Here is a 20,797-nt window from a genome sequence, read left to right on the forward strand (position 1 = left end):
CGTACCCGCTGCGCTCTGCCCTGACCCACATCACCTGAACCGAAAGAGTTCCCTGATGAACTATTCCTTGCGCTCGAACATCGCGGTCGAGCCCGCGATCGGCGGCTGGTACGCGTGGTCGTACCTGGTTCCGCCCCATACGCTGGCACGCTTCATTCACAACCGCTTCATTCCGATCATCGAGTCGTATCTCGAGGACCCGCAGGTCCACGCCATGGCCGTCAAGCAACCGAAAATGCACGGCGGTCCGTGGATACATGCCTACGAGCACTACGACCAGATCAAGAACTGGTACGAGAGTGTGCGTGGCAGCTATGACAGGCCACTCGAATTGTTCGAAGCGATCAAACACTTGGAAGAGAAGATCCTCCCCGACTACACCGGCGAAAGCCTCGACTCTGTCTATCAACGGCTTCCGCTCGCGTTGGCGGGGCGGGTCGAGGTGTTCTACGGACGCGACAACAAGACGCCGGACTACCGGTTCATCGAGCCGTTGATGTACGCATCGGACTACTACGACGAATCCCTGCAACAGGTGCGATTCCGTGAGATCACCGCCGACGCCCGCGAATTCGCCCTCACCACACCAATTCTCGAGTACACCGACCAAGAGCTCGTCGTCGACGTCCCCTTCAAGTCGCCGTTGCTCGACAGGTTGTTTCGCGGCGATCTCTCGGAGAGCGACCTGACCCAGCTCGAACACGACCTCGCGATACCGGCCGAGCGTTCGGCATTGTTTCGCAGTTACTTCGAAGCCGCGCCGACAGTGAACAACGAAACCGGCAGTGACCGAATGGAATACGTCGGACACGCATCGGTGTACGCCCAGTACGAAGGGACGACCTTCCTGGTCGACCCCGTGTTGAGCTACGGCGGATACGAAGGCGCGGCAGAGGGGAAGTTCTCCTACGATGATCTGCCCGCCGCGCTCGACTATCTCCTGATCACTCACAATCACACCGACCACATGCTGTTCGAAACGCTGCTCCGTATCCGGCACAAGGTAGGAACCATCCTCGTGCCCAAGTCGTCGACGTCGAGCATGGTCGACCCCGGCCTGGCCAGGATCTTGCGGCACCTCGGATTCACCGATGTCATCGAATTCGACGACATGGACACCCGCACATGCGGATCCGTTCAGGTGACCGCTCTGCCATTCCTCGGCGAACACGGCGACCTGCAGATCAGGACGAAGGCGGGTTGGCATCTTCGATTCGGTGAGAAGACGGCACTCTTCGCTGCGGATTCGACCAACATCTCGCCGACGATATACGCGAAGGTCGCTGAATTGATCGGCCGCGTGAACACGGTCTTCATCGGCATGGAAAGCATCGGCGCCGCGGCGAGCTGGATCTACGGTCCGCTGTTCAGCGCGCCGTTGGCGCGGCGGTCGGACCAGAGCCGTCGCTTGAACGGTTCGAACTTCGAACAAGGCCGAGACATCGTCGACGCTCTCGACCCGGACGAGGTCTACACCTACGCGATGGGGTTGGAATCGTGGATGGGGAATCTGATGGCCATCGACTACGACGAAAACCACCCCGCGATCATCGACAGCAACGCACTGACCGACTACGCCGTCAGCAAGGGCCGAACCTCGAAGCGGCTCTTCATCCGAGAAACACTCCCACTGTGACGGCCACCGCCTTCCCCACCGCCGGACCCCACAACCCGACCGATCCGACGACGAGGTGCACGCCGACCATGCGCATACTTCTGATCGACAACTACGACTCGTTCACCTACAACCTCTATCAGTACATCGGTGAGGTCAACGGCGCACCACCGACGGTGGTCCCCAACGACGCCGACTGGGCCGAAATCGGCGTCGACCAATTCGATGCGATCGTCATCTCACCCGGGCCCGGACGACCGGATCGACTACGCGACTTCGGAATCAGCCGAGACGCCATCGTCGACAGTGGCCTCCCGGTCCTGGGTGTGTGCCTCGGACATCAGGGCATCGCGCATCTGTTCGGAGGCCGGGTCGAGCTCGCCCCCGAACCGATACACGGCCGCGTCTCGCAGATCGAGCACCACGGGACCGACCTCTTCGAAGGGATGCCCTCACCGCTCGCCGTCGTCCGCTACCACTCGTTGGCCGTGACCGAACTGCCGCCGGAGTTGGAAGCGACGGCCTGGACTACAGACGGCGTACTGATGGGTTTGCGGCACCGCACTCAACCGATCTGGGGCGTCCAGTTTCATCCCGAATCGATCGAAAGTGACCTCGGCCGTGAGCTACTCACCAATTTCTTCGCCCTCGCCGCAGGTGTGCAGGAAAATCAGCAACCTGCACCAGTCGACTACGAGATCCACCATCGCCGCCTCGACGGGCTGGCCGACAGTGAACTGATCTACCAGGAACTCAGTCGAGGACAGAGCACCGCGTTCTGGCTCGACAGCAGCGCCGTCATCGACGGGACATCAAGGTTCTCCTTCCTCGGCAACACCGACGGCCCCCTCGCCGAATATCTCACCCACGACGTCAGCACCACCACCGTCTCCATCCGCACCGCCGACGGTCAGACCAGAGGGATCCGGTCCACGTTCTTCGACTACCTGGAAACCCAACTGCAGCAACGCCGAATCCCGGTCCCTGACGGGCTGCCCTTCGAGTTCAACCTCGGATACGTCGGATATCTGGGGTACGAACTGAAATCGGAAACGATCGGCGAGGACGCACACACAGCTCAAACCCCCGACGCGGCAATGATCTTCGCGGACCGCATGATCGTCCTCGATCACCTCGACCGCTGCACTTATCTCCTCGCATTGAGTCGCGACGGCTACACCTTTCCTGCGAACGAGTGGCTCGACGAGATGACAGCGCAGTTGGCGACCTTCGCCACGATCTACAGCGACCGCACCCCGACACCGCTCTCGACAGGTGACCCCGACGTTCACAGCTTCGGGCTCGACGTGGAACTGCGGCACCAGAAACAGGTCTACCTCGACCGCATCGACGAATGCCTCACCGAAATCTCGCAAGGCGAGTCGTACGAAATCTGCATGACCAACATGCTCAGCGCACCCTCGGACGCAGATCCGTTCGCCGTCTACCGAGCCCTCCGCAGCATCAGCCCCGTCCCCTACGGGGCGCTCCTCGAGCTGCCGGAATTGTCGGTCCTGAGCGCCTCACCCGAGCGTTTCCTGAGCATCACCGCCGATGGATCCGTGGAATCGAAACCCATCAAAGGGACCAGGCCGCGGGGCAGGACCGCCGCCGAAGACCGTGCGCTGCGCGAGGATCTCCTCGCCCACGAGAAGGACCGCGCCGAAAATCTGATGATCGTGGACCTGCTCCGCAACGACCTCAACCAGGTGTGCGACATCGGATCCGTGCACGTGCCCCTGCTGTTCGACGTGGAAACGTACGCACCCGTCCATCAGCTCGTCTCCACCGTGCGCGGCACCTTGCGCCGAGAGCTGTCCGCAGTCGACTGTGTCCGAGCTGCCTTTCCCGGCGGCTCGATGACCGGCGCTCCCAAACAACGGACGATGGAAATCATCGACAGACTCGAAGACGGCCCACGCGGGGTGTACTCGGGTGCGCTCGGATGGTTCTCCCTCGCCGGAGCGGTCGATCTGAACATCGTCATCCGCACCCTGGTCATGGCAGACGGGCGGGCGAGCTTCGGTGTCGGCGGCGCGATCGTGTCGATGTCGGACCCGCAGGAGGAGTTCACCGAAACGCAGGTCAAAGCGCGGGCCTTGCTCACGGCACTGAGCAGCGCCGCCGTATCCGACTACGTCGCCGACGCTGTATGAACGCGCCCGAACGGTACGTAGTCGTCGGCGGCGCAGGAGCGGTCGGGGCGATGATCACCGAGCTGGCGCGCAGCCGCGGGATGGACACACTGGTCGTCGACTCCACCAGCGCCGTCGACGGACTGCGCGCCGACATCACCGCACCCACTGAAGAATTGAGGAAGGCCCTCGAATCCGCCGACGTCGTCGTTCTCGCAGTACCGGAGGACGTCGCCGTCGCGGCGCTACCCGTGATCACCGCCGGGCTTCGGCCGGGAACACTACTGGTAGAGACGCTGTCGGTGAAAACCGTTCTCACCCCGCATCTGTGCGGGCATCAGGACATCGAAATCGTCGGCATCAACCCGCTGTTCGCGCCGTCCCTGGACCTCCACGGCCGCTCGATCGCAGTCGTCGAAACAGGGTCCGGCCCACGGTCCGAGCGATTCCTGCGCCTGCTCACCGACCGCGGCGCGAGATTGCTGTACACCACCGCCGACGAGCACGATCACGCTGCCGCGACCACACAAGCGCTGACACATGCGGCGGTGTTGAGCTACGGACTCGCCCTCTCTCACAGTGGGTGTGAGATGACCACCCTCCGCGACTTCGCCACCCCACCGTCGACGATGCTTACTGCGCTCCTGGCGCGCATGACGGTGAACCGGCCAGAAGTGTACTGGGACATCCAATCCCGCAACCCCCATGCCCGCCGCGCGCGGGCCGAACTGGCAGAGAGCCTGCGAAGCATTGCCAGCGCCGTCGAATCCGATGATCCCGCCCAGTTCGCAGCGCATCTCGCCACCGTCGAAACCGCGTTCGGCGATCACCTGCAGTGGTACCAGCGGATCTGCGCCGACACCTTCACCGGTCTGACCGATGGCCCCGAATCCGACTTGATCACAACGGAAGTGACTGCCGATGACTGACCACACCACTGCTGTCGACGGACTCGAACTGCTGCGCAGCGAGCTGGACGACATCGATGCGACCTTGCTCGACACCCTGCGACGCCGTCTCGAATGCTGCATCCGGATCGCACGACACAAAGCCGAACACGACATCGCGATGATGCAACCAGCCCGTGTCGGCCTCGTAAAGGACCGCGCCGCGCACTACGGCAGCGAACACGGCATCGACCCCGCCTTCCTCGTCACCCTCTACGGCGTCATCATCGACGAAACGTGCAGAGTCGAAGATCTGGAGATCGCCGATGCGACCGCACACTGACGGCCTCGACACACTCGCACCTGTCGACGGCACCGACCGCGCAGGTGCGCAGCCGGTCGCCGGGTTCCTCCCCGAACGGCGAGGCGTCGTCGCGCAACAGCCGGACTGGCCCGACGTTCAAGCAGTGGCACTCGTCGAGGACCAACTCACCAGCATGGCTCCCTTGACCGCCGACCATGAAATCGAGGCGCTGGCCGGTGGTCTCGCCATGGCGGCGCAGGGCCGGGCGCTGGTCTTCCAGGGCGGTGATTGCGCGGAGCAATTCGTCGACGCGCGCAGAGATCTCGTCCGCCGCAAAATCGATCACCTGCAGGGGCTCAGCGCCGGGATGCGCGCGAGTACGCAACTGCCGGTGGTGACGATCGGACGCATGGCCGGTCAGTACGGCAAGCCGCGTTCGTCCCCGACCGAAATGAGTCGGTCTGGAGAGCTGATTGCCTCGTACCGCGGGGACGCGGTGAATTCCTTCGAACAAGATACCGCCGCCCGCGTCCCGGACCCGACACGGCTGCTGACCGCCTACCGGTGCGCGGCGACGATCCTGGACGAGCTCAGGCAGTCCTGGTCGGGTCGGGACCCACTCGAGCGTGTGTATGCCTCACACGAGTTGCTGCTGATGCCGTACGAGTGCCCGCTCGTGCGGGAAGGTGCCCGCGGCACGTACGCGGGGTCCACGCATTTCGGGTGGATCGGTGAGCGCACCCGCGGACTCGACGGCGCCCACCTCGAATTCGCTCGGTCCGTGATCAACCCCGTCGGAATCAAACTCGGACCCAGCGCCACTCCGGACGATGCTGTGGCGATCAGTCGGCGACTCAACCCTGACGGCGTTGCCGGTCGACTGACGTTCATCGTGCGCGCCGGGGTGGGCCGCGTCGAGGACATGCTGAGCCCTATCGTCGATGCCGTCGCGGCGGACGGACGTCCCGTCGTGTGGATCTGCGATCCGATGCACGGCAACGGTTACGTGCACGACGGGGTCAAGACCCGCGCGTTGACGTCGATCGTCGACGAAATCACTGCCTTCGTACGTGTCATGCAAGCAGCGAGGCAGTGGCCTGCGGGTCTGCACCTGGAAGTGACCCCCGACCCCGTCACCGAATGTGTGGCCAGGGTCGAGGGTGCACATACCTTCACCGACTACCGATCGACCTGCGATCCGCGACTGAACGCAGAACAGTCCGCCGAAGTCGTCTCACGTTTTCTCGCGCTGCTGTAACCGCCGGAACTCAGGAGAAGGAGTCGACGCCGATCGCGTCCGCGGAGTAACGCCACAGGCGAGCGGCCTCGTCGGCGTCGGAGGCGTAGTTGCGGACACCGACGAACGGGCGGTCGTCGTGGGCGGGAACGGCGATGTCGCAGTCCTCGAGGTACAGGCCACCGAGACCGGTCAGGTCGGGTGCGGTGGCCGCCCACACCGCGGTCGCCGCCCCTTGTTCCACGGTTTTGAAGGAGCTGTCGACCGGAATCCCGTCGTCGTCGATCCAGCCGAAATCGACCATTTCCTCGTGTGGGAGATGCCGCAGCAGAGGTGTCATGATCGACCCCGGATGTAACGAGAACGAGCGGACTCCATGAGCACCACCCAGCGCGTCGAGGTGGACGGCGAACAAGGCGTTGGCGGTCTTCGACTGCCCGTACGCGAGCCACTTGTCGTATCCGCTCTCGAACGGCACATCCTCCCACCGCATCGGTGAGAAGTGATGGCCCGAGGACGAGACGGAGACGACCCGTGAAGCGCCCGCCGACACCAAGGCGGGGAACAAGTAGTTCGTGAGCGCGAAGTGGCCGAGATGGTTGATCGCGAACTGAGAATCCCAGCGTCCGATTCGGTTCAACGGGCAGGCCATCGTGGCAGCGTTGTTGATCAAGATCTCCAGCGGCCGACCAGAGGCCAAGTACTGATCGGCGAACTGCCGAAGAGAGTCGATATCAGCCAGATCTGCGTAGCTCACGCTCACAGCGTCACCGAACTCGGCGAGAGCTGTCCGCGCGATGTCAGGACGGCGAGCAGGGACGACGACGTGTGCCCCTCCGGCGACGAGGGCGCGGCTGATCTCGATACCCAGGCCGGAGTAACCGCCGGTGAGAACCGCCGTCTTCCCACTCAGGGCTCCGCTCTCGATGATGTCCGCGGCACGGGTGTAGTGCCCGAAGCGGGTGCCCAACGGACTTTGTCGTGTCAGTGTCACTGGGGTGAAGCCTTTCGTCGGTTGAAAATTCAGGTAAGGACAGTGAGGGGAGTGGGTCAGCTGGCGGCGAGGTGCTTGCTCTGCATCCACCGCGCGACGACACCGGCACGGCTCCGGACGCCGCAACGATCGAACACGCGTTGTAGGTGGGACTCAACGGTTTTCGGTGACATGCCGAGTAGACGTGCAACTTCTTTTCCGGAATAGCCTTCGGCGACCAGTTCGATGATCTGTTCTTGGCGCTTACTTAATCGCATCACGGTCGCCTCATGCGAGGGCGTGGCCGGACGCTGCGGGAGCGACGCACGTCTTGCGTCCAGTGAGGACGTGGGGGTCAGCGCAGTGTTGGTCGTGTCGTTCTCTACAGACATGTTCTGAGTTCTCCAAGGTCGCGGGAATCGAACTCACTGAGCACGTATCGCTGCGCAGAACAGTGAGTTCGCGTGAAAGAGACTGGGGCAGAGCGCCACACACCTGGTGGCGCTGGCCGTCGGTACGACCCGAGTGCGCGGTGACTACTGAGCGTGCGCAGAGCAGCCACCGCGCTCACAGATCCTGGTATCTGGTCAGGCGGGGACGGATTCGTGGACAGAGGCTGGTCGCCGCCAGAGCGACAAGGTGGCTGCGCCGATGACGATCGCGAGTGTCACCAGCGCGGCGCTCGTCCAGAGCGGGGCGCGGTAGCTCAGGCCCATGCCGATCGCCAGCCCGCCGAGTGCCGGGCCCAGTGCAGCGCCGACATTGAACGCGGCCGTCGCGAACGATCCACCCAAGGTCGGCGCCGCGTCGGCGGCGTAGAGCACCTGGGAGATCAAGGTCGAGCCGACCGCGAAGGACAGAGCGCCCTGCACGAACAGCATCACCAATGTCACCGCGGGGTGGGATGCCGTGAGAGCGAAGACGATCCACCCTGCCAACAGTGCTGCGGATCCCACGGCGAGAAGTTGGAACGGCCGGGTGTCGGCGAGTCGACCTCCGACGCTGACGCCGATGAACGATCCGAGCCCGAACAGGCCCAGCAGCAACGGAATCCAACGGGAGTCGAAACCGGAGATGTCGGTGAGAGTGGGCGCCATGTAGGTGAACGAACAGAATGTTGCGCCGTTGATCAGCGCCCCGAGGACAAGCATCAGCTGGAGCTTGCGTGAGCGCAGCGAGGACAGTTCACGCTGGGCGTTCGGTGTGGATTCTGCTGGCGGCTCGGCTGGGGTGGCGAACATGATCGCGACCACTGCAGGGGCGGAGATGACGACGACAGCCCAGAATGCTGCACGCCAGCCCCACATTTCACCCAGGAAGGCGCCGCCGGGAACTCCGGCTACACATGCGATCGTGACACCACCGAGGAGGACGGACGTTGCGCGCCCTTTCATGTCGGCGGGCACCATCGCCATCGCCGCGCCCAGGGCCACCGCCAAGAATCCGGCGTTGGCGAGGGCGCCGACGATGCGTGTGACCAGCAAGACCTCGAAGCTGCTGGTGAGCGCGCCGATGACGTGGACCAGCATGAATGTGATGAGGAATGTCAGAAGAGCGCGCCGCCGGGGCCACCGCATGCTGGCGATAGCCATCAACGGAGCGCCGATGATCATCCCGACTGCGAAGGCGGAGGTGAGGAGTCCTGCGGCGGGAACCGAAACCCCTAGGTCACGGGCCATGTCCGGTATGAGGCCGGACAACATGAATTCGGATGTGCCCTGGGCGAATACGGCAAGCCCGAGGACGTAGATAGCGAAAGGCACTGCGAGACTCCATAAATCTGAGGATGGTCAGGGAGGCCGCGCGGCCGTACCGGAAGTTCGATTCGCTGAATGGAACTGGTAGCCGCGAAGCAGGTGACCTGACAGCGTCACAGTGCGAGATGTGCGCAGCCGAGGCCAGACTCGAAGTTCAGACGGTAGAGGTGTGCCACTGATCGCAAACAACAAAGGAAGGCCACACGAGAGTGTGACGTTCGGGCGCGACGGGATGTGGCCACCGGACTACCTCCGGTGGCTAGAGTCTGGACGCCTTGGGGCTGGACATGGTCTTGAACCTAGCAACGCTGCTGAGCGATGTCCAACTGAAATGCGTAAATGCGCCGCTCACGCGGCATCCGCGTTCGACGGGCGCTGGTCTCGTGTGCGATCGACCGTCCTGGGTATTCGTGCGAGGTGCGATGTGTTCCAGTGCACGTGACGGTACTTCGTTCAGGGGAAAGTGCCTCCCGGTGCACGGTGTTGCATCGGCGGTGTGGAGACTCGGCGGCGAGCGGGGACACCGCTGGGGGCGCAGCAGGAGGTTGTGCGGTGTCTCGTTCCGCCTCGGAATTGTCAGCCGAGCAGTGGTGCAAGTCTGGGGTCGTCCGCCCAGCGTGGGCCGAGGATGCCGATCGCGGACCACAGGGACAGTGCCGGTGTGGACGGCCCTGATAGTTGGAGGGGGACAGCGTTTTCGAAGACGAGGTTGACTGTCCAGCCGTGTAGGTCCGGGTAGAACTCGCTGACGGCGTTGAAGTAGAAGCTGAGCCAGCCCTGGGAATGTGTGTGGCACAGGAAACGGTGGTTGGTGACGATGACCGAAACGTGCTGGTGTTCACGCCAGGTGACTTGCGCGTTGCGTTGCGCTGCTCGTTTGCGTGCGCTGTTGCCGATCGCGGAGGCGGCGAGAGCACCGACGACGAATGCGGGGTTGCCGAACGCGAAGGTGGAATTGCGGAAGTAGGTTCCGTCTCCTCCCCAGAGGCGCGCGTACGTCGCTTCGGTTTGAAGAATGGCGAATTCGTTGTGACCGAGCACGATTCCATGCAGTGGCATTGCCGGTGGTGTGTGTCCGGCACGAGCTTCGCGTGCGGCGAGTTGTGCGTACTGCCACCAGTGTGCGGATTGCTCGGCGGCAGCGGCGCGTGCTGCTTCTATGTGCTTCCCTTTTGCCACGTCGAAATACTATCTACTGTGCGTCTCCAACGGTCGGATGTGTGGGATCTGTTCACTGCGAGTGGTTGTCGCGCCCCGATCAGTGGCCCGCGACCACATCACCTCTGGTTGTGACGGCGAGGACGTAGAGTGGTTCACGTTCAGGGGCGGCGAAGCCGGAAGGGGAGCGAGCGGGCATGGGGAGTATGGACGATGCACTGCAGGATCATCGGCGGCAACATCTTTCGGCGGCTGGACCTTTCCTCATGCGATGGGGTCATTATGTCGATGCGAACCTGAGGAGCTTTGCCGCGACATCTCGCGCCCGCAGGAACCGCTCAACCTCACGTGTAGGTCGCACCGGGTGGCATCTGCATCTTCTATCGATAAGATTTGCGATCGTTGCGCTTCCCTTGCTGTGCGTACTCGCCGCTGTCAGCGTCTTCATCCCTGTTCCGGGGACCACTCTTATCCGTGTTGTAGCTGTAGTTGAGCTTGCAGGTGTCGCGGTTTTGCTGATGTGGTTCAGGCCGACGATGTTGTGGCGCAGTCACGGCGACGAAACTGCGGCCCTGCATGTGAATCGGCTGGCTTCTGGGCGGCGAGCTGTCCATGGATACACGAGATGGCCAGTGCGCACCAAGGCCAAGACGACCGCTGCGGCCACATTGGCGAGCGAAGTGCTGGAAATGGCGATTGCGACCGACACGGTACTCGTCACGTCTTTCGAGGTCGACGAACTCGGAGTCAAATATATCGAGGACTACGGGTTCAGAACGCCCAGTCAAGAGGAGGAGGAAAGGTTCAAGGTGGGTGGCGCGCGTGGGCTGATTTTCGACCCCGCTGCTATTGAACCTGGATTCATCGACCGGCTCGCAGTGAAAATCGCCGACCGTCCGATGTAGGGGCCATGCCCGCTCACCGATAAGACGGTAAGTTGCTCGGCTGCAACGTGATCGGGTCGTTGGCGCGCTTCTATTGGGCGCGGACGGTGGTCGGCACCACGGCTGGCGGAGCTGGTGTTCGCATAAAGGCCGGTCCCCACCAGTTCGCGTTGCCCATCAACGTGACCAGGGCCGGGACGAGAAGCATCCGCACTAGGGTGGCGTCGAGTGCGAGGGCGATGATCATGCCGATTCCGATGAAGCGCATCGGGGTCAGCTCGGAGAGTGTGAAGGCGCCGGTGACGAGGATCAGCAGGGTGGCCGCTGCGGTGACGACGCGGCCGGTTCGTGTTGCTCCGATGAGGATCGCTTCGTCGGTGCTCGCTCCGGCGTGTTTGGCTTCGACCATGCGGGAGATGAGGAACACCTCATAGTCGGTGGAGAGTCCGAAGACGACGGAGATCACCAGGACGACCATTCCCGCGGCGAGTGGGCCTTCGCTGACACCGAGCAGGTGGGAGAGGTGCCCGTCGTAGAAGATGAGGGTGAGGATCCCGAAGGTTGCACCCAGGCTCAGGAATGCTACGGCAATTGCTTTGAGGGGCAGGACGATCGATCCGAAGGCGAGCAGCATCAGCAGCAGGGTTGCTCCGGCCATGATGGCGATCATGACGGGAAGCCAGTCGATGATGGCGTCGACGCCGTCCGCGGTGATCGCGCTGAGTCCGCCGATCTGCAGGTCGACACCGTCTGGGGCGGGGAGGTCGCGAATGTCTTCGACTGCCGCCATCGCCGCTTGTGATCGATCGGGGACCGACAGCTGCGCTTGCAGGACGGTGACCGCTTCGTTGGCGCCGACGACGGCGATGTTGGTGACGCCGTCGACGTCGGCGACGGCGCCGCGCAGTGCGGTGATCGCGTCGCTGGGTGGGGTGGTGTCGTCTGTGCCGGTGGCGAGGATCAGGACGCCGCTGTTGGCGGCGGGGAATGCGGCGGCGACGGTTTCGGCGCCGATCCGAGCCGAACTGTCCGGCGGAAGGGCGGTGTGGTCGACGTCGCCGAGTTTGATGCCGGTGACCGGCGCCGCGAGGAGCAGTAAGGCCGTGATGATTGCGGCGGCAATGACGCCGGGGCGGCGTAGGACTGCGGAGGTGACCGTGCCCCAGAAGCGTTGGGCTCTGGCCTCGCCGTGTTCGAAGGCGTCGGTGCGCCAACTCCACGTGCTGATGCGGTGGCCGAGCAGCGCTAACGCCGCCGGGAGCACGGTCAGGGACATCGCGGCGGCAACCGCGACGGCGGACATGGCGCCGAAGCCCAGGGATTTGAGCATCGATTGTGGGAAGACGAGTGTTCCGGCGAATGCGCACATCAGGAGCAGTGCGGAAAACGCGACGGTGCGTCCGGCGGTGGCCAGGGTGCGGGTGATCGCAGTGGGTGTGTCGGCGCCCTCCCGGGCGAGTTCTTCGCGGAAGCGGCTGACGATGAAGAGGCCGTAGTCGATGGCCAGGCCGAGACCGAGGAGTGATGCGATGTTGACGGCGAAGACGTTGACGTCGACGAACTCGGAGATCAGGCGCAGGGAGGCCAGCGCGCCGAGGACGGACAGGGCACCGACGAGGACCGGGAGGGAGGCGGCGACGAGTCCGCCGAAGACGAGGACGAGCACGGCGAGAGTGACAGGCAGGGACAGTGATTCGGCGAAGACGAGGTCGCGTTCGGATTGGTCGTTGATCGCTGTTGCGAGAGCGGTGAATCCGGTGACGTCGGTGTCGATGCCGGGGACACGCAGGTGCGGTTCGATCTCGTCGAAGGCGGCGATGCGTTCGTTCTCGTCTCCGGCGGCGAACACGACCGCCAACGCCTGGGTGCCGTCGTGCGAGCGGAGGTACGGGGCGGCGGCGGGGGTGTTCCAGTAGGTCAGGACCGGCCGGTCGAGGAGGGATGGGTCGATCGAGTCGAGACTGCGGCTGATGTCGTCGCCGATGTCGTCGAGGGTGTGCCCGTCCGGAACGGTGTACACGGCAACGGCATCGGGGGTCTGCCTGCCGAAATGTTCTTGCACGATGCGCTCGACCCGCATGGACTCGCTGCCGGGGTCGGAGTAGCCGCCCGCGCCGAGTTTGTTCATCACCGTCGATCCCCACGCTCCGGCGATGAGGACGAGCGCGATGGTACCCAGCAGGACCGTCCAGCGGCGTCGAAGGATCACTCTCGCCCACACGTTCACGAGCGCTCACTTTCGGTGGTGGGAGCAGCTGCGAGAGCGGCGACCAGGTCGGGGTAGAGCGGGGTGAAGACACCGAGATTCGCGGCGCGCGGGTATTCGGGGTTGGCGCGGTGTCCGGTCAGGTGAGGGAGCCGCGATCTCCCGAAGTAGTCTCCGCCGAGGGCGCGCGGTGTGATGGGGGTGAGGGCGTCCGCGAGGACGGCGTCGAGGTTGCGTTCGAAGAGGGTGTGGCAGGCGCGCAGGCCGCTCATCATCACGTCTTGGAAGCCGTCCTGAGGGTCGATCGGGAAGTCCTCGGTGTCGAACACGGCTCCGGTGTCGATGCCGGTGTCGACGGCGTGCAGGGTGGCACTGTAGGTGGTTTCTCGGGCGAGGATGGCGTGCACGATCGCGATCTCGGGCAGTCCGCGGTATGTGGGCAGGGGGCCGTTGTGGATGTTGAAGATCCGCAGGTCCGAGCCGACGAGTGGTGCCCGCAAGATGGTGGGGTTGTTGATGGAGAACACCACGTCGTCGGTGGCGGCGCCGCTGAGGATGTCGTAGTCGTTGTTGACGTCGTCGGTGCGCAGGATCCGGTGATCGCCGGGGACGTTTTCCTGGTCGTCGACACAGACGAGATCGACGGTGTGCCCGGCGCTGTCGGCGAACCGGACGGCGCGCCAGAGCAGCGATCCGCCGCCGATGAAGATCACGAGTTCACTCCTGCGCGTGCGGCGCTCGCGGCGGCGTGGACGCGGCCGAGGGTCAGGTGGTGGAGCAGGCCTTCGAGTTGGGCGATGAAGACCGGTTCTGCTGCTGCGCCGACGACGGTGCGGGAGACCTTGGCGAGCATCTCCACCGAGGCGAGGGAATCGCCGCCGAGGGCGAAGAAGTCGGAGTCGGCGCTCAGGGTGTCGGCGTCGAGGCGCAGGATGTCGGCCCAGATCGTGGTGATCGCGGTCAGGTCGTCGTCGACGTCGGGGTCGACAGCGGCCGGTGTTTGTGCGGTTGCCGGTGCGGGGGATGCGCCGGGCAAGCGGGAGGCGTCGAGTTTGCCGTTCGCGGTCAGGGGCAGCTCGTCGACGAAGTGCAGGGTGGACGGGATCATGTAGGCGGGCAACCTCTCCGAGAGGAAGCCCCGGACCGTGTTGTCGTCGCAGTGGTCGGAGTCGTCGGCGATCACGTAGGCGACGAGGACGTTTCCGCCGCCCTCTCGCGCGCGGCCGAGGACGGCAGCGCGGCTGACACCGGGGCAGTGCTCGAGCACCGATTGCACTTCGCCTGGTTCGACGCGGTTGCCGCGGATCTTGACCTGGTGATCGGCGCGACCCACGAAATCGAGTTCACCGCTCGGCAGGAGCCGGGCGAGATCCCCGGTGCGATAAGTGCGTTCACCGCCCGGCAGATGCACGAAGCGTTGCGCTGTCAGCTCGGGGCGCGCGAGGTAGCCGCTGGCGACTTGCCGACCACCGAAGTACAGTTCGCCGACTTCCCCTGCCGGTACGGGCTGTTGGTGTTCGTCGAGCAGGAAGACCGGGGTGTTCACGGCGGGGTGTCCGATCGGGATCGACGGCGCCGCCGGGTCGGGGGAGCCGATGACGTGTGAGGTGCACACGATGGACAGTTCGGTGGGGCCGTAGCTGTTGAGCAGGTGCGCGTCGGGGCCGAAGAACGTGCGTGCTTTCGCCGCGAGCGCGGGGTGTAGTTGTTCGCCGCCGATGATGACGGTGCGCGGGGTGGGAACGTCGATCTCCAGACGCACGATGACCTCGAGCAAGCTCGGGGTCAGTAGGAAGGTGTTGGCGCCGGAGTCGCGCAGCATGGTCTGCAGGGTGAGGTGGGAGATGTCGTCGGGGATCAGGGTGACGGCGCCGCCGGTGAGCAGGGGACTGAAGAACGCTGCGCAGGCCATGTCCGCGGCGGGGGTGTGATAGTGCGCGAAGCGGGTGTCGGGGCCGAGTTTGTACCAGTCGCTGGCGGATTCGAGATAGTTCACGATCCCGCCGTGGGGGACGAGTACGCCTTTCGGTCGTCCGGTCGATCCGGAGGTGTAGGTGACGAAGGCGATGTCGTCGGCGGTCACCGGGACGTGGACGGGTTCGTCGGTGTCCTGGTCGATGTCGTCGACGATGACAACGTCGATGTCGGTGCTGACGAGATCGCGTAGGTGTGGCCGCGTCAGCAGCAGCGCCGCGCCGGAGTCGGCGACGGTGTCGGCGAGGCGGTCCGCGGGGTGTTTGGGGTCGAGGGGCAAGAACGCGGCCCCGGCACGCAGGATCGCCACTTGCGCGACCATCCCTTCGACGGATCGGTCGGCGAGTACGGCGACGATCGATCCGCGGCCGATGCCGCGGCGCAGCAGCTCTGCGGCGACAGCGTCGGCCCACCAGTCGATTTCGGCGTACGTGTACTCGCTGTCGGGGGCGACGACGGCGACGGCGTCGGGTCGGGCGCGGACCTGCAATTGGAACAAGCTGTTCACGTTCTGCCGGTTCGCCGGGCCGTTGATACCTCGCGCTGGTGGAGCGGGTAGGGCGGCTCCGGGATCGAATTCGGCGACGATCCGATCGAGCAGCGCCTCCAATCGTTCCGCGATGCCGCGGCCCGCCCGGCAGGAGACGGTGATCTCGGTGCGCGTGCCCGACTCGACGACGACGAACGAGATCGGCACCAACCCGGTGTGCACCGGCAGTGCCCGCACCGCGGTGGCCGCGAAACCGGGCACAGACAGTGCCGCAAGGTCGATCTTGCCCGCGTGGGAGACGATCGCAGAGACCAGGTTTCGGTTCGCGCGAGCACCGAAGGCGTGCACGGATGCGAGGATGCGGCGGGTGATCGGGGCGGGGATTTTCGCCAGTCCGCCGTTGTCCATCTCGTTGAGTTCACGCTTTTCGACCATGCCGACGAGCAGGCGTGCGTTGATCTCCGCTGCGCTCTGCCCCGGATCCGCGTCGAGGAACAACGGCAGCGCCAGGTTCGCGGTCGATCGGATCGCCGGATCGTGGCGGCGCAGATCCACCGGCACCATCAGCCGGACCGGGCGGCCGGTGGTATCGGCGAGGACCGCGGCGATCCGGGCTACCGCCGACAGGTGGGTGCCGTCGACGCTGCGGTGGCGCCACAGGAACTGTTCGCCGCCGCGAACGGGTGCCCCGGCGCCGAGGGGGGATCGGTACGTCGGCAGCAGCGGTGTGGGGGTGCCGGGTGCGCCGATGCGGTCGACGAGGGTGTGATCGGCGGTGGTGTCCGGCGCGCCCAGCGGCTCTTCGCCGCGCAGGACCCGGAACACGTCTGCGGCCCAGGTGCCCAGGCCCTTGGCGTCCATGACTCCGTGGAAGGCGCGGAAGATGACGGTCGTCGGGTCGGAGGTGACGAGCACGACCTCGGTGGTGGCGTCCGCGGTGACACCGAGCGGGCGGTTCAGGATGGGGTTCGCATCGAGTGCGGTGAAGTCCACGCCGCCGTGTTCGACGATTTCGAGGTGCGGGGCGAGGCCGCTGTCTACCCAGCTCTTGCCCCGGCGGACCAGCCGTGCGCCGGGGCAGGCGTGCGAGGCGAGTTCGACGGCGCGGCGAAGTGCGTCGACGTCGATGTCACCGGCGCCTTCGACGACGAGTTGGATGGCGAACGGTTCGGCCAGGGGCTCGGTAGCCAGGTACAACCGTTCGGTCGCCGAAATCGGTCGTGTGAACACGGGGGTGGTCGATGTCATGGGTGCCTCGGAATATGTTGGGGGACTGGGCGGCTGTATGTCACTTCAAGGTTCGGGTGATCTCGGCGATGCCGCCTTGCGACTGGACCCAGTCCTGGAATTCGAGCAGTCCGCTGTCCCGGTCGACGACGGGGACGTATCCGAAGTCGCGGTGCGCGGCAGTGGTGTCGAACGTCGAGGTCCGGGTCATGAGCGCGAGGACATATGTCGAGAGGGGAGGGGAGTACCTCACGGCGAGATACGGGATCTTCCAGATCGTGTCGAGGACCGTGACGGCGGCGCGGACCACTGCCATGTTCGCCGCGCGGGTGGGTGCGGCGAACCCGAACGATTCGGCGACCTCCCCCATGAACGGCCAGATGTTGGTGATCTCGGCGTCGGCGATGAAGTAGGCCTTGCCGCCGACGTTGTCGGAGGTGGCCGCTTTGACGCAGGCGTCGACGATGTTGTCGGCGTGGCACAGCGAGGCGTACACCTCGCGCCCGCCGGACAGGTTCGGCAAAGTGCCCGCCTGAGCGCGCCCGAGCAGCCGCACGATCGGCCCGGACCGATCCCCTGGCCCCCAGATCGCGCGCGGTCGGAGCGCGCAGGTGGTGAATCCAGGCTCGTTCGCGGCCAGCACTGCCTGCTCGGCAGCGGCTTTCGTCTCGGAGTAGAGGTTCAAGAATCTGCGCGGATACGGGACCGATTCGTCGATGTCGATCTGGTCGCCGCCGTCGTATTCCATCAGCGCGCTCGGGCTCGAGATGAACACGAATCGGCTGACGCCGTTGCGGCGCGCGGAATCCAGAAGGGTGGTGGTGGCGGTGACGTTCTCTTCGACGAATTGTGCGCGGACGCCGCGTTCGTCGACGCGGGCGGCGCTGTGGATGACGACGTCGATGCCCTCGGTGGCGCGGGCGAGGGACTGCGGATCGGTGAGGTCGCCGTAGACGAGGGTCAGGGCGGCGGTATCGCCCAGGTCGCGTAGATCGCTGGTCGGGCGGACCAGGATCGAGATGTCGTGCCCGCCGTCGGCGACGAGCCAGCGCACGAGACGTCCACCGAGGAAACCGGAAGCGCCGGTGACCAGTACCTTCATCGTGTTCTCTTCTCAACGTCGGGGTCGGGTTGGGTTGTCCACCAGGTCATTCCGAAGATCAGCGTCAGTGCTGCGGTCGCTGTTCGGGAGCGGTGGCCGTCGGCGCGGTGCAGCGCGGCCGGGATCTGAGCGGGATGGACGATCAGGGACAAGAACGCGTCGATCCACCAGGCAGCGCGGATCAGGGGATGCCGGAGGCGGTGACCACGGAGCTGGGTGAGGGCGCCGTAGGCCAGGAGGATCCATCCGAGGATCGGGATGGTGCGCAGTGCAATGGTTTTCATGCTGTCACCGTGGTGTCGAGTTTTCCGGCTGCCCAGACGGTGAGCTTCTCGCGGCCGATCTTCGCGTTGTGCCGGATGTCGACGGGGAAACCGGGATGGAACAGGAAGTCGGCGACCGGTGCGGTGAGCGGGAACTCGGCGCCGCGTCGGCGCAGTGCCTTGGCGATCGCGTCCTGGTCGTGGCCGGGTTGCAGTTCGACGCACAGCACGGGGCGTTGCCGACCGCGGGCACCGACACCGACCAGGGCGGTGCGGGCGACGCCGTCGACGGTGTTGAAGATCTGCTCGACCTGCACCGAGTACATCGGTCCGTCGCTGGTCTCGAGCCGCTGGCTCTTGCGTCCGCAGAACCAGATGCGGCCCTGATCATCTACCCAGCCGACGTCGCCGGTGCGGTGCCATATCCGGTCACCATCGGTGATCTTGCCGGTCAGATTCGCAGCTGGGGGCCAGTAGTAGCGGGCGCTGACATTCGGGCCGGACACCACGATCTCCCCGATGCCGCTGCTGATCTGCAGCGAATCGGACCAGCGGGGTAGCGGGTCGTCGGTCACGGTGATGATGCGGACCTCGAGCCCGGGCGCCGGGCGTCCGATGCAGGTGCCTTCGCCGTTGCGGGTGCGGTCGACGAGTCCACCGAGAAGCTCGCGTGATTCGATCGAGGACATCGGCAACGCTTCGGTGGATCCGTACCCGGCGTGGACCTGAGCGTGCTCGGGCAGCACCTCACGCAGGCCGGTCACTACGTGATCGGGAACCGGTGCGCCGCCGGAGAACACCGACCGCACCGTCGGCATGAGTGATCGGTGCCGCCGGGCGTGATCGAGCAGTGGGCCCAGGACGGCGGGGGAGGCGAACAGTGTGTGGACCTGGAATCGGTTGATCGCGTCGACGACGTGCAGTGGGTCGGTGGCGCCGACTTTGCTCGGAGTCAGCGGCGGCAGAACCAGACTCGATCCCAGCAGCAGATCGAGTACTCCGAACATCGGCAGCGTCACGAGGGATGTCTCGAGGTCTTCGCGTGCCGCCAAGGTTCGGGTCTGCTCGACCATCGCCTCGAGGTTGCCGTGGGTCATCTCCACCGCTTTCGCGGGGCCGGTGGATCCGGTGGTGAAGGCGATCATCAACAGTTCGTCGTCCCCGGCGATGCGGGGCGACCCGGTCGAGGTCGACGGGGTGCGTCCCAACATCGCCAGCGTCTGCCCACCCCACAGCCAGCGGCGACCGACCGTGATCGAGGTGTGAACCCCGCGGAAGGTGCGCCGGAACAGCACCCGCACCGCATGCGCCTGCGGGATCCCGATGAACGCTTGTGGATCGACCGCGGCCAGGCACCGCAGCATCGGGCGCAGCCCCATCCCTGGGTCGATGACGACGGGGACGGCTCCGGCCTTGAACAGTCCGAACAAGATCGCGTACAGCTCCGGACCGGGGGTGACCAGAACGATGGTGCGGGTACCCGCCGTGATGCCCGAGGCGGTGAAGCGCTGCGCCAAGGCGTCGGACCACTGATCGAGTTCGCGGTAGGTGATCTGTTCGTAGTCCGGAAGCGCCCCCGTCGGGGCGCCGGTCGCGTAGGTCACCGCGGGGCGCTGAGGGTGCTGCGCGGCGAGGTCGCGGAACAAGTCGATCGAGCCGCAATAGGTGGGGGCGGTCATTTCGCGTCGGCACCTGCCGTGAGGCGGTACACGGTCGCGGCGGCGCTCGGTCCGGCTCCGGCTGCGACGAACAGGATCGTCGAGTACTCCCCGAGCAGCTTGCCTTGCACCGCGTGGTGATACGCCACAGGCAGTGCGGCGGTGTGGGTGTCACCGCCGAGTGCGGGCAGCGCCGCCGAGTCGAGTGCGGTGATACCGAGCTTCGCGGCGAGCAGGGCAGGAAAGCCCGGCGTGGGAGTCGATGCGATCAGCACCGTCGACGACAGGTCCGGATCACTGGCGTCGATTGCGGCCGACGCTGCAGCCAGGGCGACGTCGAGCAGTCGTTCTTCGGCGTCGGCGTCCCGCTCGACGGTGATGAGGTTGCGGCCGTTCGCGCCCATCGTTTTCGTCTCGACGAACCCGTCGATGACCGACGGGCCGTCCGCGAGTTCGGTGTGAACCGAGCCGAAACCTTCAGCGCCCTCGCTGCGTTCGAGGAGGAGGGCCGCGCCGGAGGTGGCGTAGGGGAAGCCGCCGCGGGCGCCGGTGGCGACGGCGCTGGGGTGCGTGTCCCCTGAGACGACCAGGACACGGCCGGTGCTGCCGGTGGAGAGGATCGCGTCGGCGACCTGCACGGCGTTGAGGACGCCGCACGCACCGTTCATCAGGTCGAAGGAGAAGGTGCGGGGATCGTGTTCGCCGTACTCGAGACCGATACCGGCGTCCTTCTGAATCAGGGCGGCGATCGCCGGTTCGACGGTGTTGGAATCGCGGTAGACGCCCGTGTTGATCAGCACGCCCACCTCCTGCGGCTCCACGGCGGCGCTGGTGAGCGCCTGCCGGACCGCTCGCGCCGCGTGGGTGACGACGCTGCCGCTGTCGCGGTCGTAGCTCGTGCCGACGGATGTGATGACGACGCCCATG

At 65.3% G+C, this 20,797-nt stretch carries 17 protein-coding genes; 6 read left to right on the forward strand and 11 right to left on the reverse strand.

Translation table 11 applies throughout. The annotated features are described in order from the left end of the window. Window positions 1-55 precede the first annotated feature (55 nt). The 5 genes from CPI83_RS30300 to CPI83_RS30320 are packed head-to-tail and all read left to right on the forward strand — an operon-like array spanning window position 56 to window position 6,199. The gene (locus CPI83_RS30300) at window positions 56-1,636 is read left to right on the forward strand and encodes an MBL fold metallo-hydrolase (RefSeq protein ID WP_097388549.1); all 1,581 of its coding nucleotides are present in this window, start codon (window positions 56-58) and stop codon (window positions 1,634-1,636) included. Beyond that, entirely contained in the window at window positions 1,633-3,771 is a 2,139-nt protein-coding gene (gene pabB / locus CPI83_RS30305; protein ID WP_343229962.1) for an aminodeoxychorismate synthase component I, read from the forward strand. Before CPI83_RS30300 ends, pabB begins: the two co-directional genes overlap by 4 nt. Further along, window positions 3,768-4,679 carry a prephenate dehydrogenase dimerization domain-containing protein gene (locus CPI83_RS30310; protein ID WP_097388550.1) on the forward strand — a complete coding sequence of 304 codons (912 nt, stop codon included), beginning with the start codon at window positions 3,768-3,770 and terminating at the stop codon, window positions 4,677-4,679. Before pabB ends, CPI83_RS30310 begins: the two co-directional genes overlap by 4 nt. Continuing rightward, window positions 4,672-4,980, forward strand: a complete 309-nt coding sequence (locus tag CPI83_RS30315) for a chorismate mutase family protein (RefSeq protein ID WP_097388551.1) — start codon at window positions 4,672-4,674, stop codon at window positions 4,978-4,980. Before CPI83_RS30310 ends, CPI83_RS30315 begins: the two co-directional genes overlap by 8 nt. Further along, window positions 4,964-6,199 carry a 3-deoxy-7-phosphoheptulonate synthase gene (locus CPI83_RS30320; RefSeq protein ID WP_097388552.1) on the forward strand — a complete coding sequence of 412 codons (1,236 nt, stop codon included), beginning with the start codon at window positions 4,964-4,966 and terminating at the stop codon, window positions 6,197-6,199. Before CPI83_RS30315 ends, CPI83_RS30320 begins: the two co-directional genes overlap by 17 nt. A 10-nt stretch (window positions 6,200-6,209) precedes the next feature. Here CPI83_RS30320 and CPI83_RS30325 read toward each other — a convergent pair whose 3' ends face one another. The 4 genes from CPI83_RS30325 to CPI83_RS30340 form a co-directional block, all read right to left on the reverse strand. After that, window positions 6,210-7,172, reverse strand: coding sequence for an oxidoreductase (locus tag CPI83_RS30325; RefSeq protein WP_097388553.1), 963 nt, complete (start codon window positions 7,170-7,172; stop codon window positions 6,210-6,212). 56 nt (window positions 7,173-7,228) lie between these two features. After that, a complete protein-coding gene (locus CPI83_RS31275) occupies window positions 7,229-7,543 on the reverse strand; it encodes a LuxR C-terminal-related transcriptional regulator (RefSeq protein ID WP_232816952.1) in 315 nt (104 codons plus the stop codon). 195 nt (window positions 7,544-7,738) lie between these two features. After that, the gene (locus CPI83_RS30335; protein WP_097388554.1) at window positions 7,739-8,914 is read right to left on the reverse strand and encodes a Cmx/CmrA family chloramphenicol efflux MFS transporter; all 1,176 of its coding nucleotides are present in this window, start codon (window positions 8,912-8,914) and stop codon (window positions 7,739-7,741) included. A 570-nt stretch (window positions 8,915-9,484) separates the two neighbouring features. Further along, window positions 9,485-10,087 carry a hypothetical protein gene (locus CPI83_RS30340; RefSeq protein WP_097388555.1) on the reverse strand — a complete coding sequence of 201 codons (603 nt, stop codon included), beginning with the start codon at window positions 10,085-10,087 and terminating at the stop codon, window positions 9,485-9,487. Window positions 10,088-10,698: 611 nt separating this feature from the next. Between CPI83_RS30340 and CPI83_RS30910 the strand changes: the two genes are divergently transcribed. After that, window positions 10,699-10,971, forward strand: coding sequence for a hypothetical protein (locus CPI83_RS30910; protein WP_157920708.1), 273 nt, complete (start codon window positions 10,699-10,701; stop codon window positions 10,969-10,971). Window positions 10,972-11,041: 70 nt separating this feature from the next. On the opposite strand, the gene CPI83_RS30350 is transcribed toward CPI83_RS30910, so the two are convergent. Genes CPI83_RS30350 through CPI83_RS30380 form a run of 7 tightly spaced genes read right to left on the reverse strand, consistent with a single transcriptional unit; the run spans window position 11,042 to window position 20,796 of the window. Beyond that, a complete protein-coding gene (locus CPI83_RS30350; protein ID WP_097388557.1) occupies window positions 11,042-13,177 on the reverse strand; it encodes an MMPL family transporter in 2,136 nt (711 codons plus the stop codon). Continuing rightward, window positions 13,174-13,869: a formyltransferase family protein gene (locus tag CPI83_RS30355; RefSeq protein ID WP_097388558.1), complete on the reverse strand. Its 696-nt coding sequence runs from the start codon at window positions 13,867-13,869 to the stop codon at window positions 13,174-13,176. Before CPI83_RS30355 ends, CPI83_RS30350 begins: the two co-directional genes overlap by 4 nt. Next, a complete protein-coding gene (locus tag CPI83_RS30360) occupies window positions 13,866-16,868 on the reverse strand; it encodes a non-ribosomal peptide synthetase (RefSeq protein ID WP_097388559.1) in 3,003 nt (1,000 codons plus the stop codon). Before CPI83_RS30360 ends, CPI83_RS30355 begins: the two co-directional genes overlap by 4 nt. Before the next feature lie 40 nt (window positions 16,869-16,908). Then, window positions 16,909-17,949: an NAD-dependent epimerase/dehydratase family protein gene (locus CPI83_RS30365; RefSeq protein WP_097388560.1), complete on the reverse strand. Its 1,041-nt coding sequence runs from the start codon at window positions 17,947-17,949 to the stop codon at window positions 16,909-16,911. Beyond that, window positions 17,946-18,233, reverse strand: coding sequence for a hypothetical protein (locus tag CPI83_RS30370; protein ID WP_097388561.1), 288 nt, complete (start codon window positions 18,231-18,233; stop codon window positions 17,946-17,948). The genes CPI83_RS30365 and CPI83_RS30370 overlap by 4 nt, the downstream gene beginning before the upstream one ends. Beyond that, window positions 18,230-19,891 (reverse strand): fatty acid CoA ligase family protein, encoded by a 1,662-nt coding sequence (locus tag CPI83_RS30375; protein WP_097388562.1) that lies wholly within the window; start codon window positions 19,889-19,891, stop codon window positions 18,230-18,232. Before CPI83_RS30375 ends, CPI83_RS30370 begins: the two co-directional genes overlap by 4 nt. Next, window positions 19,888-20,796 carry a hypothetical protein gene (locus tag CPI83_RS30380; protein ID WP_097388563.1) on the reverse strand — a complete coding sequence of 303 codons (909 nt, stop codon included), beginning with the start codon at window positions 20,794-20,796 and terminating at the stop codon, window positions 19,888-19,890. The genes CPI83_RS30375 and CPI83_RS30380 overlap by 4 nt, the downstream gene beginning before the upstream one ends. Window position 20,797 lies beyond the last annotated feature (1 nt).

This window comes from Rhodococcus sp. H-CA8f, assembly GCF_002501585.1.
In the GTDB taxonomy this organism is placed as follows: domain Bacteria; phylum Actinomycetota; class Actinomycetes; order Mycobacteriales; family Mycobacteriaceae; genus Rhodococcus_F; species Rhodococcus_F erythropolis.